The organism is Wolbachia endosymbiont of Frankliniella intonsa (genome assembly GCF_029856955.1).
Taxonomy (GTDB): Bacteria; Pseudomonadota; Alphaproteobacteria; order Rickettsiales; family Anaplasmataceae; genus Wolbachia.
Map to the genome: position 1 here is coordinate 1,448,555 of NZ_CP097148.1, position 15,330 is coordinate 1,463,884.

General features: G+C 34.0%; 11 protein-coding genes and 11 pseudogenes. 15 read left to right on the forward strand and 7 right to left on the reverse strand.

Annotated features, from left to right (window positions below; genetic code table 11):
• Positions 1–64 precede the first annotated feature (64 nt).
• The 9 genes and pseudogenes from M3L71_RS08180 to ccmE all read left to right on the forward strand — a co-directional run bounded on the left by M3L71_RS08180 (position 65) and on the right by ccmE (position 7,908).
• Positions 65–931 (forward strand): hypothetical protein, encoded by an 867-nt coding sequence (locus tag M3L71_RS08180; protein WP_280143621.1) that lies wholly within the window; start codon positions 65–67, stop codon positions 929–931.
• A 65-nt stretch (positions 932–996) separates the two neighbouring features.
• Positions 997–1,584 (forward strand): NADH-quinone oxidoreductase subunit J, encoded by a 588-nt coding sequence (locus tag M3L71_RS08185; protein ID WP_280143622.1) that lies wholly within the window; start codon positions 997–999, stop codon positions 1,582–1,584.
• Complete coding sequence (gene nuoK, locus M3L71_RS08190; RefSeq protein WP_264330615.1) at positions 1,575–1,883, forward strand: NADH-quinone oxidoreductase subunit NuoK; 309 nt, start codon at positions 1,575–1,577, stop codon at positions 1,881–1,883. Before M3L71_RS08185 ends, nuoK begins: the two co-directional genes overlap by 10 nt.
• A gap of 4 nt (positions 1,884–1,887) precedes the next feature.
• Positions 1,888–3,734, forward strand: a pseudogene (nuoL, locus tag M3L71_RS08195) (NADH-quinone oxidoreductase subunit L).
• A gap of 3 nt (positions 3,735–3,737) precedes the next feature.
• Positions 3,738–5,178: pseudogene (locus M3L71_RS08200) on the forward strand (complex I subunit 4 family protein).
• Positions 5,175–6,558, forward strand: a pseudogene (locus tag M3L71_RS08205) (NADH-quinone oxidoreductase subunit N). The pseudogenes M3L71_RS08200 and M3L71_RS08205 overlap by 4 nt, the downstream one beginning before the upstream one ends.
• Before the next feature lie 4 nt (positions 6,559–6,562).
• Positions 6,563–7,398, forward strand: a pseudogene (locus M3L71_RS08210) (biotin--[acetyl-CoA-carboxylase] ligase).
• Entirely contained in the window at positions 7,395–7,532 is a 138-nt protein-coding gene (locus M3L71_RS08645) for a CcmD-like small membrane protein (RefSeq protein ID WP_007302385.1), read from the forward strand. The pseudogene M3L71_RS08210 and the gene M3L71_RS08645 overlap by 4 nt, the downstream one beginning before the upstream one ends.
• Positions 7,516–7,908 (forward strand): cytochrome c maturation protein CcmE, encoded by a 393-nt coding sequence (gene ccmE / locus M3L71_RS08215; RefSeq protein WP_010404099.1) that lies wholly within the window; start codon positions 7,516–7,518, stop codon positions 7,906–7,908. Before M3L71_RS08645 ends, ccmE begins: the two co-directional genes overlap by 17 nt.
• A gap of 88 nt (positions 7,909–7,996) precedes the next feature.
• On the opposite strand, the gene M3L71_RS08220 is transcribed toward ccmE, so the two are convergent.
• A complete protein-coding gene (locus tag M3L71_RS08220; protein ID WP_280143624.1) occupies positions 7,997–8,227 on the reverse strand; it encodes a hypothetical protein in 231 nt (76 codons plus the stop codon).
• 241 nt (positions 8,228–8,468) lie between these two features.
• Between M3L71_RS08220 and M3L71_RS08225 the strand changes: the two genes are divergently transcribed.
• Positions 8,469–8,765: an IS630 transposase-related protein gene (locus M3L71_RS08225; RefSeq protein WP_280143625.1), complete on the forward strand. Its 297-nt coding sequence runs from the start codon at positions 8,469–8,471 to the stop codon at positions 8,763–8,765.
• Positions 8,766–8,785: 20 nt separating this feature from the next.
• Entirely contained in the window at positions 8,786–9,067 is a 282-nt protein-coding gene (locus M3L71_RS08230) for a transposase (protein ID WP_280144192.1), read from the forward strand.
• Here M3L71_RS08230 and M3L71_RS08235 read toward each other — a convergent pair.
• A pseudogene (locus M3L71_RS08235) lies at positions 9,061–10,069 on the reverse strand (IS630 family transposase). The gene M3L71_RS08230 and the pseudogene M3L71_RS08235 overlap by 7 nt on opposite strands.
• On the opposite strand from M3L71_RS08235, the gene M3L71_RS08240 reads away from it, so the two are divergent.
• Together M3L71_RS08240 and M3L71_RS08245 are read left to right on the forward strand one after the other, a co-directional pair.
• Positions 10,063–10,221 (forward strand): hypothetical protein, encoded by a 159-nt coding sequence (locus M3L71_RS08240; protein WP_280143626.1) that lies wholly within the window; start codon positions 10,063–10,065, stop codon positions 10,219–10,221. The pseudogene M3L71_RS08235 and the gene M3L71_RS08240 sit on opposite strands and share 7 nt — an antisense overlap.
• On the forward strand, positions 10,173–10,460 hold the full coding sequence (locus M3L71_RS08245; RefSeq protein ID WP_280143627.1) for a transposase: 288 nt from the start codon (positions 10,173–10,175) through the stop codon (positions 10,458–10,460). The genes M3L71_RS08240 and M3L71_RS08245 overlap by 49 nt, the downstream gene beginning before the upstream one ends.
• Before the next feature lie 25 nt (positions 10,461–10,485).
• On the opposite strand, the pseudogene M3L71_RS08250 reads toward M3L71_RS08245, so the two are convergent.
• A pseudogene (locus M3L71_RS08250) lies at positions 10,486–10,660 on the reverse strand (transposase); the annotation flags it as partial.
• Between the two features lie 82 nt (positions 10,661–10,742).
• Here M3L71_RS08250 and M3L71_RS08255 point away from each other — a divergent pair.
• A pseudogene (locus M3L71_RS08255) lies at positions 10,743–11,742 on the forward strand (IS630 family transposase).
• A 288-nt stretch (positions 11,743–12,030) separates the two neighbouring features.
• On the opposite strand, the pseudogene M3L71_RS08260 reads toward M3L71_RS08255, so the two are convergent.
• Positions 12,031–12,473, reverse strand: a pseudogene (locus tag M3L71_RS08260) (IS630 transposase-related protein); the annotation flags it as partial.
• Between the two features lie 75 nt (positions 12,474–12,548).
• Between M3L71_RS08260 and M3L71_RS08265 the strand changes: the two are divergent.
• A complete protein-coding gene (locus tag M3L71_RS08265; RefSeq protein ID WP_280143628.1) occupies positions 12,549–12,779 on the forward strand; it encodes a hypothetical protein in 231 nt (76 codons plus the stop codon).
• Between the two features lie 4 nt (positions 12,780–12,783).
• Here the strand turns inward: M3L71_RS08265 and M3L71_RS08505 are convergent.
• The 3 pseudogenes from M3L71_RS08505 to M3L71_RS08375 all read right to left on the reverse strand — a co-directional run bounded on the left by M3L71_RS08505 (position 12,784) and on the right by M3L71_RS08375 (position 15,212).
• Positions 12,784–14,066 (reverse strand): annotated as a pseudogene (locus tag M3L71_RS08505) (citrate synthase).
• Between the two features lie 85 nt (positions 14,067–14,151).
• Positions 14,152–14,429, reverse strand: a pseudogene (gene rpsT / locus M3L71_RS08290) (30S ribosomal protein S20).
• A gap of 43 nt (positions 14,430–14,472) precedes the next feature.
• Positions 14,473–15,212 (reverse strand): annotated as a pseudogene (locus tag M3L71_RS08375) (lysophospholipid acyltransferase family protein).
• Positions 15,213–15,330 lie beyond the last annotated feature (118 nt).

Below are 15,330 nucleotides of genomic sequence, written 5' to 3' on the forward strand. Positions count from 1 at the left end.
GAAACCAACGAATTTATAAAAGGCATTAAAATTAAATACGAGAAAAAAAACAAGAACTAAAAGATTGCGTAAAAAAAACCCTCAATCTCTTTATGCTACTTCAGATAAAAATACAGCTAAACAATATGACGAAGAGGCTTACGATAACAAGCTAAAAGAATTAAGGAATTTAATTATTCATTCAAAAAATAACTTTAATCATGATATCCATGTAAGTCTGCTTATTAGAGTCAATAATGGTATTGTAGGTGATATTTGGGATAACCCTAGTGAACTAGGAAAATCTAGTCATGAATGGAAGCTGATACATTGTGTAAAAGAATTGCTAAAGATTAACCATGGAAATTTTAAACAAATATTGGGTAGCATTGAAGATCTCATGGAACCATCATTAAAGCAATATAAAGAGCTAAGCCCTCCTATCAACATAACACAAGATCAAAATCTTAAAACAACAGCACTTGCAGAAGTAAGTTTGCAGTCTAAGGAATCTTTTCCAGGCGATACTGAGAATGATTTACAAGGCAACCAACCTACACCAGGAGGCTGTAAACCACTAAAGCGTGAAGGAACAGAAGGATTAGCTGTTCCTTCAGCTGGCACTAAAATAGATATGAATAGTGGCCAATTACAAACAACCTCTCACGAACTGCAAAACCCTTATGATAATGCAGGTATGTATAGCGCTTTAGGTGTTGCTGTTGTCGGTTTTATAGCAATTGGAGTGATGTTATGTGCTACAGGTAATCCAGTTCTTGGAGGAGTCTTTATAGCAGTCCCTGTAATTAGTGCATTAATACTTGGTATTGCAAAAATTTATGAAGAAGTCAGTAAAAAGAAGGAAAAAAAGCCAGAAATAGATACATTGACCGCCTTGAGAGAAGTGCTTACCCCTCAATGGTTAAGTAAGGGTAGAGTTTCAAATATTTAATATGATATTGACTTTACAGCAATAATTACTTTAAGTTAGTAGCTATTGTTGCAGTTAAAGTATCAATGCCTTTTTTCTTTTATTCTTTTGCAATTCTAAGCATCTTATCTGCTGTTTGTGTAATTAGTGTAAAAAATCCCGTGCATGCAGTGTTATTTTTAATTTTCACTTTCGTTAACTCTGCAGTGCTTTTTATTCTCCTTGGAGCTGAATTCATTGCTATGATGGTATTGATAGTATACATCGGTGCAGTTGCAGTGTTGTTCCTCTTTGTAGTTATGATGCTCGATATTGACTACATAAGATTGCACCAGGGTTTTGCAAAGCATTTCACTCTTGGTGCTATATTATGTGTTGTGTTTTTTCTAATCATCAGCTTTGTAATTCGCAGCTCAGCACCGAATATAAGCAATGTTATAAACTATAATACCAATAACGTGAAAGCTATCGGTAATTTGCTCTACACTGACTACATGTACGCTTTTCATCTTTCTGGTATTCTGCTGCTTGTTGCAATTGTTGGTGCAATTGCTCTTACTTTGCAGGAAAAGAAAAAAGGAGTTAAAAAACAGAATGTATTAAAGCAATTGACACAATCTTCATCTGTAAAATTGGTTAAGGCTAAATTTGGAAAAGGAGTAGAATGGAAATAGGATTAAATCATTTTTTGATAGTTGCTGCTATTTTGTTCACTATTGGAGTGTGTGGTATTTTCATCAACCGTAAGAGCATAATCAATATACTGTTATCAATAGAAATATTACTCTTGGCAATTAATATCAATCTCGTCGCTTTCTCTGCCTTTATGAATGATATAGTTGGGCAAATTTTTGTGATGTTTGTGTTGACTGTTGCGGCAGCAGAGTCAGGAGTTGGGCTTGCAATATTGGTTGTATATTATAGAGGTCGTGGCAATATAGATGTTGAACAAGCGAACTTAATGAAAGAATGAAAGTATGATGGATATACTGAAATTAATAGTATTTTTGCCACTCTTTGGTTCGCTATTTGCAGCACTTTTTAGAAAAAGTCAGTTAGTTACAACGGCGGGGATTGGAATATCTGCAGTTTTATCTTGGTATGTTTTTCTCACCTTCTCTGAAAATTATCACTTGAGTTTATTTCCTCTATTTTCATTAAGTGTATTAAAAGTAAATTGGGCAATTAGTGTGGATGCTCTCTCATCCTTAATGCTTATTGTTATTACCACTGTTTCACTAGTAGTCCACCTCTATTCTATCGGTTATATGGAGCATGACAAAGGGAAGTCGAGGTTTTTTTCTTACCTATCGCTATTTACGTTTTGCATGATTGTGCTGGTTGTAAGCGATAATTTCGTGCAGCTTTTTTGGCTGGGAAGGGGTTGGCCTGTGTTCTTATTTACTCATAGGATTTTGGTTCCAAAAATATTCTGCAAATAATGCAGCAATTAAAGCATTTGTTGTGAATAGGGTAGGAGACTTTGCACTATTGATTGGAATCTTTCTTATTTATTATACATTTCACTCTTTGAATTTTACTGAAGTTTTTGACACAACTGATCTTCTTGGCACGCAGAACATTAGGGCATTCTGCTGTGAATTTAAAATAATTCATATAATATGCATATTACTTTTTATTGGCTGTATGGGTAAATCTGCACAGCTTGGTTTACATGTTTGGTTGCCCGATGCAATGGAAGGGCCAACCCCTGTTTTCTGCACTCATTCACGCAGCAACGATGGTAACAGCAGGTATATTTTTAGTAGCAAAATGTTCTCCATTATTTGAGCTATCAAATGTGGCACGAGAATTAATAGTTATTGTTGGGGCACTTACTGCTTTCTTTGCAGCTACGGTTGCGATTACTCAGAACGATATAAAAAAAATAATTGCTTATTCAACCTGCAGTCAACTTGGTTATATGTTCATGGCATGTGGGCTTTCTGCTTACAATGTTGCTATTTTTCATTTAATGACACACGCTTTTTTTAAAGCTCTACTATTTCTTGGTGCTGGCAATGTGATTCATGCAATGCATCATGAGCAAAACATTCAGAAAATGGGAAATTGCTGGAAGAAAATCCCTTGCACTTATACTCTCATGTCGATTGGATCTCTTGCGCTTTCTGGAATATTTCCATTTGCAGGTTTTACTCAAAGGATTTGATAATTGAACATGCTTATAGCACGGATAAGCTTCGCTTTTGTAATAAGCTTAGTTGTTGCATTCTTCACAGCGTTTTACTCTTGGAGGTTATTGCTTCTTGTGTTCCACAGCCAAAAACAAAGTAAAATTAATATACATGAGGCACCAAAGATTATGCTTATACCATTACTGATACTCGCTTTTGGATCAGTATTTTCTGGAATATGGGGAGCAAATATTTTGAACATAACTAGTAATGCGTTTTGGAAATCAAGTTTAGTGATGATTGATGAGCATGGAGTTCATAATTTCTTTATACAACTACTGCCAACCTTAGCAAGCCTAAGTGGAATAGCACTTGCGTACCTAATTTACCAATATCAAGTAATTAGGCAAATTAAGAGTAAATTTTTACTTAAGTTTTTGCAGAATAAATGGTACTTTGATGAGCTGTATGAGTTTGTTATAATTGCACCGATAAGGTTTATATCTAGGCTTCTATGGAAGTTTGATGTTAAGGCTATTGATTCATTTGGACCAAATGGTGTTGTAAGGTTGGTTAATGAATGTTCAAAAAGTTCTGTAAAGTTGCAAACTGGTTATATATTTGATTATGCATTTATTATGTTTGTTACTCTAATAATCGGTGCTTTATATATTATTGGAATTAAATAGAAGGTGTTGTTACTTAGTATATTCTTGCTTCCACTGATAGGAGCGTTGATTTTACCCTTAATCAGGATTAATCATCAATCTATACACTTAAGATTTCTTGCCCTATTTTTTGCTGTACTTCCATTTTTGCTTAGCATTGTAGCTTGTATAGAATTTGATTATAACGATGCGGACTTTCAGTTTGTCAGCTACCCAATTAGAAATGTTGGAATAGGGATAGATGGTATATCATTGCTTTTCCTTCTGCTTACAACTTTCTTGTTTGTAATTTGTATACTCTACAACTGCAAAATGAATTATACGACCCTAAAAGCCTATATGGCATTGTTTCTACTGCTTGAGAGTTTTGTAGTCGGTTTTCGTTTCACTGAATGCTATAAGCTTTTATGTGTTTTTTGAAGCTGTTTTAATACCAATGTTCTTTATTATTGGCATCTGGGGAGGAAAACATAGGGTATATGCAACGTTTAAGTTGTTTCTTTATACATTAACTGGCTCATTATTATTCCTACTTGGATTGGTGTACATCTATAGCATTTTTGGAACGTTTAATATACAAAAATTAGCTACATTAGTGCCAAGCCTTGATCTTGAAGTGCAGTCATTGCTGTGGATTGCATTTTTTATTTCTTTTGCAATAAAAGTACCGATGTTTCCATTTCACACTTGGCTTCCTGATGCGCATGTGCAATCACCAACTTCTGGATCTGTGATTTTAGCTGGCTTGCTTATTAAAATGGGGGGATATGGATTTTTAAGGTTTTCTATTCCAATGCTTCCTCAGGCAAGTTTGTATTTTTCAAATTTTGTTGTTGTACTGAGCATTATTGCGGTGATATATGCTTCGCTAGTTGCGTTTGCTCAAGATGATATAAAGAAGTTAATAGCTTATTCTTCAATAGCACATATGGGGATCGTTACCGCTGGCCTCTTTTCATTTTGTGAGGAAGGAGTACTGGGTAGTATATTTCAAATGATTAGTCATGGCCTTATTTCTGCTGCTTTATTTTTATGTGTTGGAATGATATATACTCGAACTGGTACTTTGGAGATTGCAAAATATTTTGGCATAGTAAACACAATGCCAAAATTTGGTTTTATGTTCATTTTATTTTCAATGGCTTCAATAGGGCTACCTGGAACATCTGGGTTCGCAGGTGAGTTTTTGGCTATGGTTGGGATGTTTAAGAGCATAGGGTTTTTTACAGGATTTATCGCACTTGGCACTATTTTAAGCGCAGTTTATATGCTGAATTTATGTAAGCAAATAATATGGGGGGTTAGCTATTCTAAATTATTAAATAACCGTTTGGATAGCATAGAATTTTCTGTCTTAATTCTGCTTACAGTGTTTGTTATTTTGCTTGGATTTTACCCAACCCTTGCACTGAATTATTTGAAGCCATGTATGGCAAATTTGTTAGTCAAATATAATGCGCTATGAATTATATACAGATATTGCCGGAAATGTTCTCTATTATCTCCTCGTTAGTGTTGCTACTGCTTGGGATTATATTTAACCGCAGAACTATCAACTTATTAGCACTTGGCTGCACAGTGGTAACTTTGATTATTTTAATTCTTTCGGCAGAAAACAATGAAATTTTTCTCTTTAATTCGTTGTTAAAACTCAATTTATACATCAGGTCAGCCCAAGGGTTAATTCTCAGCACAGGAATTTTAATACTTTTGATGCTGAATTTATCAAAATATGACTATAAATATGAATTTTCAATACTGATTCTTTTTGCACTGTTTGGCATGATAACTTTAGTTTCAGCAAATAGTCTGATTTCTTTTTACTTAGCTTTTGAGTTGATGAGTATATCTTTGTATGTTCTTGCGAGCTTTAATAAAGATTCAGCTTATTCATGTGAATCAGGAGTGAAATATTTTACACTTAGTGCACTATCTTCCTGCATTATGCTGTATGGAATGTCTCTGCTTTATGGATATACAGGACAAGTCAATTTCTCTGAGCTCCGTTCATTCTTGCAAAACCATCAGATAACTTATGGAATGGTTTTGGGTTAGTTTTATCCTTATTGGTTTGTGTTTCAAGCTTGCTATTGCTCCTTTTCATATGTGGGCTCCAGATGTCTATCAAGGTGCACCTACCATAGTAACTGCGTTTTTTTCTACGGCCCCAAAAGCTACACTTGTAACATTTTTAATTCGATTGATGAATGAAGAGTTAGTAAATGTAAAAAGTTATGTTCAGCCTATTTTCTTATACGTTTCAGCATTGTCTGTGCTTATCTCAGCTTTTGGGGCCTTGCGTCAGCAAAACTTAAAAAGGCTGCTTGCTTACAGTTCAATTGGTCATATTGGTTTTATATTTGCTTCACTTTCTATTTTTACACAAGCAGGAACAGATAGTGCCTTAATGTATTTGGTGATATATATCATCACAAGCATAGGGCTATTCTCATATCTCGTACAAATTGACGATGATGATTGTGATATTGCAAATTTATCTGGTATAGGAAAAAAGCAACCAATTTTAGCTTTACATCTTTCTATACTATTACTCTCGATGTCGGGAATACCTCCACTTGCAGGTTTTATCGCTAAATTTTTTATATTCAAAAGTTTAATAAATTCTGGCTTTATCAGCCTGTCTTTGATCCTTGTAATAGCGAGTGTGATATCATGCTACTATTATTTAAATATCATGAAAGTTATGTATTTTGATAAAGCTAGTGGTAATAAGGTTGCTTATTCTAGGGGTCTATTCATTATCACTTCAGTAGTTTTACTGATCAATCTCGTTCTTTTCTTGTATGTAGAAGATCTTGACTCACTCATTAAACTAAAGGGCTGACAAGGTGATCCTTGAAGGTTTTCGTATTTATCATTACAAAGAAGTTCCAAGTACTAATAAAGAATCATTGGGTTTAATTGAGAAAGGGATATCTAATGAAACTATTATTATTGCCGATAAACAAAGAAGAAGGCAGGGACGCACTGGAAAAAGCTGGATTTCTCCAGAGGGTAATCTCTATGCAAGTTTGATAATTAACCAAGAAACGGATGTCAGCAAATTGACAGAATGGACTTTTGTGACTGCTCTTGCTGTTGGAAATACTTTATTATCGTTAAATTTCTTGAATAATCAAACCCACTGCGGTGTCATTCCAGTGCGTGACACTGGAATCCATACTTTTTCTTCTGGATCCCAGTGTCAAAGCACTGGGATGACAAGATCAATTCATAAACGATCTCAATCTTCAACATAAATGGCCAAATGATGTTCTAATCGATGGCAAGAAAATAAGCGGAATATTGCTTGAAAAAAAATCCAATTCGAATTGGCTCATTATAGGAATTGGAATTAATGTCAATCATGCGCCACTTCCAGGCACAACGTGCATTAGCAATTACTGTGAATCTGTGTCTAACATTGATCTGTTAAAGGAATTAATAATAAATTTTAATAAGCTAAAGAAAGCAATGGCTATTTGATGGGTTTTATGCTATAAGAGAAATGTGGTTAAAAAAAGCATTCAAAATGAATGAGCAAATCAGTGTAAAGTTAGCTGACAAATTGTATGAAGGAATTTTTGCTGATATAGATAAAAGTGGTAAATTGGTGTTGCAGCAAAAGGATGGAAGCTTAATTTATTTTGATGCAGGTGAGTTATTTATTGGCAATGCATTATGAATACATATGTAATTTTTGCTTACCTTATTAGTTTCATACTGATTGGTGGAAATTTGATTTTTACCGTTTCTTGCTATACTAAAAGTAAAAAAATTCTAGAAAGCCTGAAAGATAATAATGAAGAAGAAACATAAGCGATTACTTATAACTTCAGGAATTTTCTGCTTTTTAAGTTGTGCAGTTTTTTTTATTTTAACAACGCTCAAAGAAAATATCTCATTTTTCTATACAGTAAGTGAAGCCATAGTCTTGCCAAATAATCAAAAGCCAATCCGTGTTGGTGGAATGGTTGTTGAAAAGAGCGTGATACGGAGCGAAAGTGAAGTAGTTTTTCAGATGACAGATTTTAACAAAAGCGTTGTGGTGAAATATCAGGGAATACTTCCACCAATGTTTTCAGAAAAAAGTGGTGTTGTTGTGCAAGGTAAAATGTTTGATAATAGTACTTTTCTTGCAGATACGGTGTTTGCAAAACATGATGAGAACTATAAGCCGAAAGTCCTAAAATAGATTTCCTAATTCAGTTGTATTGAAATGGTATGTGAAAGAAAGCAACAGCCTGCTAGCAAGCTGTTACTTTCCTAACTACTATAATATATCAGAGTGAGTTGGTGCTTCCCCATTCTACGTTATTATGGTCAATTATTGCTGCTTTTAATCCTTCAACTTCGCCCCTTAGGTGATCAAGTTCTTCTGCCCATGTTCTGTAGTTTTGATTATTATCAATAAATCCATCCTGCTGAATTAACTTATTCAAATGAGATAAACCATTAGCCAATGCTTTACTCATATCAAGAGACTCTCCTCGAAGTTGTGCTATGTTGTCCATAATTGAGACACGCAAGCCCGAAACAAACTTCTCGTTTAAATCGCAGACTATAGTATTTCCTAAAGTAAATGATAAAGGTGTAATAAAGTATTTGAGTTATAATGGCATATATAGTATTTCCCAAAGCAAATGATAAAGGTATAATAAAGTATTTGAGTTATAATGGCATATAGTGTGGATTTAAGGGAAAAGGCAGTATTGATGATAGAAAGGGAAGACAAAGGTTGAGATAGCAGAGCTCATGGAGATAGGAATAGCAACTCTGTACCGCTGGTTAAAAAAGAAAGCTGATGGTGAAAGCTTAAAGCCATCTAAAAACGGTAGCTTTATTCGAAAAATAGACCCAAAAATACTCGAAGAGTATGTTACAAAGAATCCAGATCATACTCTGGCAGAGATGAAACAAAATCTTGGATTTGGAATAAATTCAATTTGGTATAGACTAAAACAGCTAAAAATTACTTTAAAAAAGTCACACTATATCAAGAGCGCAATCAAGAAGATAGGCAGCAATTTATTGATAAAATCTCAAAAATAGAACATTCCAGCATCTTATATATAGATGAAGCAGGAGTTGATAATAAGTTATACCGAGAATATGGACGTGCTCCAAGAGGAAAGAAAATTTATGCAGATGTTCCAGGGAGAACTCGAGAGAGAATCAGTATAGTAGCCGGGTGGATTGGAATGAGATTTATTGCACCAATGACTTTCAAAGGTGGGTGTGAAAAAGAGGTATTCAATATATTGTTGGAGAAGATGTTATTACCTAAATTGCCACTTGGCACAACCATGGTTATGGATAATGCTACATTTCATAAGACCAAAATCCATTACTGACGGAACAAATAAGAAACATTACAAACTCGTTTAATAGTAGTACTGGAAATATTGACAATAAAATTACACAAAACATCTTCAAGTAAACCTATGGTATCGTAGATACTATTATTGCGTAAAGTATTGTATTTGATATATTGCCACAACCTTTCAACAGGATTCAGTTCCGGTGAATAAGGAGGCAAGTATATGATGGTAATGTTTTCCTGAATTTTCAAACTTTTTGATCTATGCCAACTTGCACAATCCATTACAAGAAAGGCTTCTTTCGTGCCTAAATCTTTCGACATCTGCTCCAGAAATATATTCATACAATCAGTGTTTACATATGGAGCAAGTAGGCTGATTTTCTTACCACTTCTTGGATTTACCGCACTTTAGATATAGAAATTTTGTCTACCAATTTTCATTTTAACCTGCGTTCTGACCCCTTTTTTAAACCATCCGTGTCCGATTTTTGAATGAGTCCCAAATCGTGATTCATCAAAAAAAAACACCTCCCTTTTAGGGTGGAAATTGACTATTTTATTGAAGTATCTTTTAAACTCTTCTTGCTTGTTTTTATCTTGTTTATGGTGCATTGGCCTCGGTGTTATGTAAGAAAATTTCATCCTTTGTATCTCACGGTGCACTGTTGATTTGCTGATGTTTAGGGCAAATTCCTCTGAGATTTTTATTTGTACTTCCTTAATAGTAATATTTGGATTTCTTTCTACCCATATTTCAATTTGCTCACGTTGATTTTTGTTTAATTTGCTTTTTCTTCTCCGCTGAAACAGGGCAAATAATTTTCTACTCTACCAAATTTTAGATGCTTTATCCATTCAGTCAAAGCAGTCCTTGAAATTTTACATATTCTTGCCACAGCGCTTATACTACTTTCTTTTCCTGCTATCACCGCTTGTAACTTTTTGAAACATATGCGTTATTTCTTACCTTTTTTAACATTTCTTTCGCTAAATTTACAACTCTTTCGTCTAATAGTTTTGACCTTAATGCCATTTATACCTCGCTATTTCACTTACTCTAGTATGACTTTTTCCCCATTATTCTCTATCTGTTCTTTCTATAGCGGGAATTGGTATGAAAAGAGGTATTCAATATATTGTTGGAGAAGATGTTATTACCTAAATTGCCACTTGGCACAACCATAGTTATGGATAATGCTACATTTCATAAGACCACTAAAACAAAATCATTAATAGAGTCTTTTGGCTTTCACGTGCTGTATCTTCCAACATATTCACCAGATTTGAATCCCATAGAACACTGTTGGCATACCATCAAAAGCCGCCTCAGACCTCTAATGTATAAATGTACAGACTTACAACTTTTGGTTGGTAATACCATAATGGAAATTTATCCATTCATTTTAGAAAATACTATAGTATAGCTCTTTTCATAATAGTCCGGAAAGTTCATAGAAAAGCAGAATCAACAGCATGACGAAAAGATGTGAATAGAGGGATGTTTTTCCTAGCTCTATTTTTATAGCAAACCAATGATGCTCAATTTTATTGAAATCTGGGGAATACGTAGGAAGATACAAAATTTCAGCACCAACTTCTTTAGCTTAAGTTCAGTAATCTTATTATACCAATTCCGCTATAGAAAGAACAGATAGAGAATAATGGGGAAAAAGTCATACTAGAGTAAGTGAAATAGCGAGGTATAAATGGCATTAAGGTCAAAACTATTAGACAGAAAGAGTTGTAAATTTAGCGAAAGAAATGTTAAAAAAGGTAAGAAATAACATATGTTTCAAAAAAGTTACAAGCGGTGATAGCAGGAAAGAAAGTAGTATAAGCGCTGTGGCAAGAATATGTAAAATTTCAAGGACTGCTTTGACTGAATGGATAAAGCATCTAAAATTTGGTAGAGTAGAAAAATTATTTGCCCCGTTTCAGCGGAGAAGAAAAAGCAAATTAAACAAAAATCAACGTGAGCAAATTGAAATATGGGTGAAAGAAATCCAAATATTACTATTAAGGAAGTACAAATAAAAATCTCAGAGAATTTGCCTAAACATCAGCAAATCAACAGTGCACCGTGAGATACAAAGGATGAAATTTTCTTACATAACACCGAGGCCAATGCACCATAAACAAGATAAAAACAAGCAAGAAGAGTTTAAAAAGATACTTCAATAAAATAGTCAATTTCCACCCTAAAAGGGAGGTGTTTTTTTGATGAATCACGATTTGGGACTCATTCAAAAATCGGACACGGATGGTTTAAAAGGGGTCAGAACGCAGGTTAAAATGAAAATTGGTAGACAAAATTTCTATATCTAAGTGCGGTAAATCCAAGAAGTGGTAAGAAAATTAGCCTACTTGCTCCATATGTAAACACTGATTGTATGAATATATTTCTGGAGCAGATGTCGAAAGATTTAGGCACGAAAGAAGCCTTTCTTGTAATGGATTGTGCAAGTTGGCATAGATCAAAAAGTTTGAAAATTCAGGAAAACATTACCATCATATACTTGCCTCCTTATTCACCGGAACTGAATCCTGTTGAAAGGTTGTGGCAATATATCAAATACAATACTTTACGCAATAGTATCTACGATACCATAGGTTTACTTGAAGATGTTTTGTGTAATTTTATTGTCAATATTTCCAGTACTACTATTAAACAGAGTTTGTAATGTTTCTTATTTGTTCCGTCAGTAATGGATTTTGGTCTTGCTTATGAAATGTACGGCATTATCCACATAACCATGGATTTGTGCCCAGAGTGGCGAATTTAGGTAATAACAATCTTCTCCAACAATATATGATGAATACCTCTTTTCACACCCACGCTTTGAAAGTCATTGGTGCAATAAATCTCATTCCAGTATCCACCCGGCTACTATACTGATTCTCTCTCCGAGGAGTTCTCCCTGGAATATCTGCATAAATTTTCTTTTCCTCTTGGAAACGTCCATATTCTCGGTATAACTTCTATTATCAACTCACTGCTTCATCTATATATACTAAGTTTTGAGGAGTTCTTTTTCGTTGCTATAATTTTCAAAAAAATTCAGCACGTTTTTCTTCATTCCTTTCTTTGTATCCATATGTCTTTTTTTGCGATGTGAGTCAATTTTTTTTTTTAAGAGCTAGATGAATCGTTGGGATACTAACATTACTCCAAAGCTTAGCCATGTTCCAGATAGAGTTTTTCCACCATGTTTTTGGCAAATTCAGTAAATTTATTCCAGTCGGTAATTTTATGATTATAACCTCCATTTCCAAGTTTTTCAGACTGAAAATCTCCTGTTTCTTTTTTCTTTGCTGCCACTCTCCCATAATGTAGTTCTTCCAATTTTAAATCTTTCTGCTACCGTTTCTCTGCTTTCCCCTTCGTCTAGTACCTCCATTGCTTTTTTTCTTAAATCATAACTATATGCTGCTGGCATTACTTACAGCTTCACTACTATAAACTCTTATTTTTTTATAAACCGTTTGGACCATTATGAAAAGAGCTACATACTATGTGCGATGAAGGTAAAGGTGGGGATGATGCTTCGGCTAAAGATAGTGGCTTTGGCGCTTCTTCAGCACGATCTTCTTTTAATAAGCCCAAAACAACATTTAACCAACCGTCTGTATCACAGCTACTGACCAGCATTCTGCAAAAAAGCAGACATCAACTAGTAAAAATCAGATTGCATGTATTTTATAGCTCAAGAAAATTAGACTATTTGAGGACGAATTGTGAATGAAAGTTTATTTGCCAAGGTATAGCTGCCTTGGCCTACAAATCTTGGTTTCTTCATCGTTTTACCATTTCATACCACTGGGCAACCCAACCAGTGGGTTCTTGCAGAAGAGATGCAAAAATGGGTGTAAACATACTTGAAGGATACCGATAGCATTCATTATTATACCTGAGTAAAAATCAACATTTGGATACAACTTACGTGTAATAAAATACTCATCATCCCTTTAAAGCTATTTCTTCAGAAGTTTTTTGCAATTTTACAAGTAAATTCATTGTTTTGCTCTAGTTTGCTTAAAATCTCATGACAAGCATCCTTTAATATAAGCGCGCGCGGATCATAGTTTTTATAAACACGATGTCCGTCCCAGTTAGCTTAAATGGATCTTTATCATCTTTAGCTTTCTCAATGACAGATCTATATCTACATCTCCACTTTGCTCTATCTCTTTTAGCATATTTATAACTGCCTCATTAAAGCTCCCACCGTGTGCTGGACCCCAAAGTGTAGCAACTCCTGCAGACAGAGGCTTGCAAATAGATTAGAACCAGCTGACCCTACCAATCTGACAGCTGCTGTAGAAGCATTCTGTTCATGATCAGCATGAAGAGTAAATATTTTATCCAGAGCTTTTACAAAAAGTGTATTATTAACATCACTGCCAAATATCATATTTAAGAAATTCTCACTATAACTTAATTTATTATTAGCATTTATGAATTCCTGATTGTTGATATGTCTATAAATCATTGCAACAATTGCAGGAACTTTTGCTGTGCAAGAAATTCCAAAATCTAAATCTTCACCATTGACATTGTTGCCATGCACATTTTCATGGTAAGACGCTTGACAAATTTGCAAAACATGCTAAACTAAAATCGACATAGGGTGAGCAGTTTTTTGGAAATGCTTTGATTACATTTGTAACTTGCTCTGATGCTTTGGATGATTCTTGTATTTTGAGAAGAAATTTTTGTGTTGCTCTGAACTGGGTAATTCACCATAGAAGGCAATAAATAAATCACAACAGTAAAATTATTATTCTCTCTGCCAAATCAGCTATATTATGTCCCCCTATATTTAAGAACTCGCTTCATCTCCATCAATAGAATGTAATTGTAGAAGAGCATGAAGCTGTAAAGGAAGTACAAACCCTGGATCGTAAAGTGAATAATTACCTGTCTTCTTATATAAATCCTTGATATTTAACACGCCAGGACCTACTGTTCCATTTAATACGGGTAGATCAATTTTGACCCCATTACTTAGTTCCAATAATGCTTTTTTTATCCATCACTTGAGCTACTTAATTTTTATACAGAATATACAAACTGAAGAGTATATCATTAATACAGCTAACTTTACATTAACCGTATTAAGCGGTCATCAATGCTTTTAACTTTTTGCATTTTAAGCGACTTATTTTACGCGCAGCGGCTCATTCACTATGAATGACACCCTTATTTACACATTTGTGTAAATTGGATTCAGCACATTCGAAATGCCAAGACAACATTCTCTTTAATCACCAGACTTGATTATATCAACTAATCTTCTAATAGCAGTACGAGGTTTGCTTTTTCGCATCTTATTTACTAAAGTACCTTTTGCTATTACCTTCATCATTTTTTTAGCACTCTTATGATTTGCCATATATTAATACCTGTACTTTTCTTTTAATTATAAAGTTTTTTTGTTAATTTGCAATATCAGTTTTTTCTGCAATTAATCTACTACTTCTTTCTTCAATGATTTTTTCTAAACTTTGCAAGAATTCATTTTTGTTTAACTTAGGATATATGGGAGGTAATATTTCTATTACCGCACTTCCGGAGATTCTTTCTCCAGAGAGAGAAGTATGCTTTTGGCCAAAACAAACCAGTGTTTAAAAGCAATCAGTAACTTACAGGAATAGATAATATTACGCTATATAAAGCAGCAATACCCGATTGATATTTTATATTTTGGTTTATAGTTGTTCTTGTACCTTCAGGAAATATTATTATGCCTCTTTTCTTTTTTATACACACTTTTGCTAATTTCATGATATGAAGCACAGAACTAATACCATCTGAGCGGTTAATAAAGTACATTTTTAATGCCATGAGATGCAAACCAATGAATGGAATCCATTTCAATTCACGTTTTAAAATAAAAACTGCTTTTCTAAAGAGTAGTATAAAAATAAATGTAACAAAATGGAGATTGGTGTTTAGATGCAATTATAAAAGGATTTAGCTTAGGAATGTTTTCCATTCCCCTCACTTCATATTTAATGCCACATAATAAACGCAACATGAATAATACAACTCTCACCGAGCAAACAAGGAAAATGGTTATTACACACTCAGGAAAGAAAACTACAGGAAGAGTAATTAAAGTATAGAATACTTCCCATAATATAAGGAGTAAATTAAATAATAAACTTGCAATCACAAACACACGTAAACTTATTTGAATTTAACTTTACTGCAAAACTAAAAAAGCAATAAGTTTAATTATTGATCATCTGAAGTAAATAGGATGAGAATCAGCTAATTTGTCCTTCAACTTT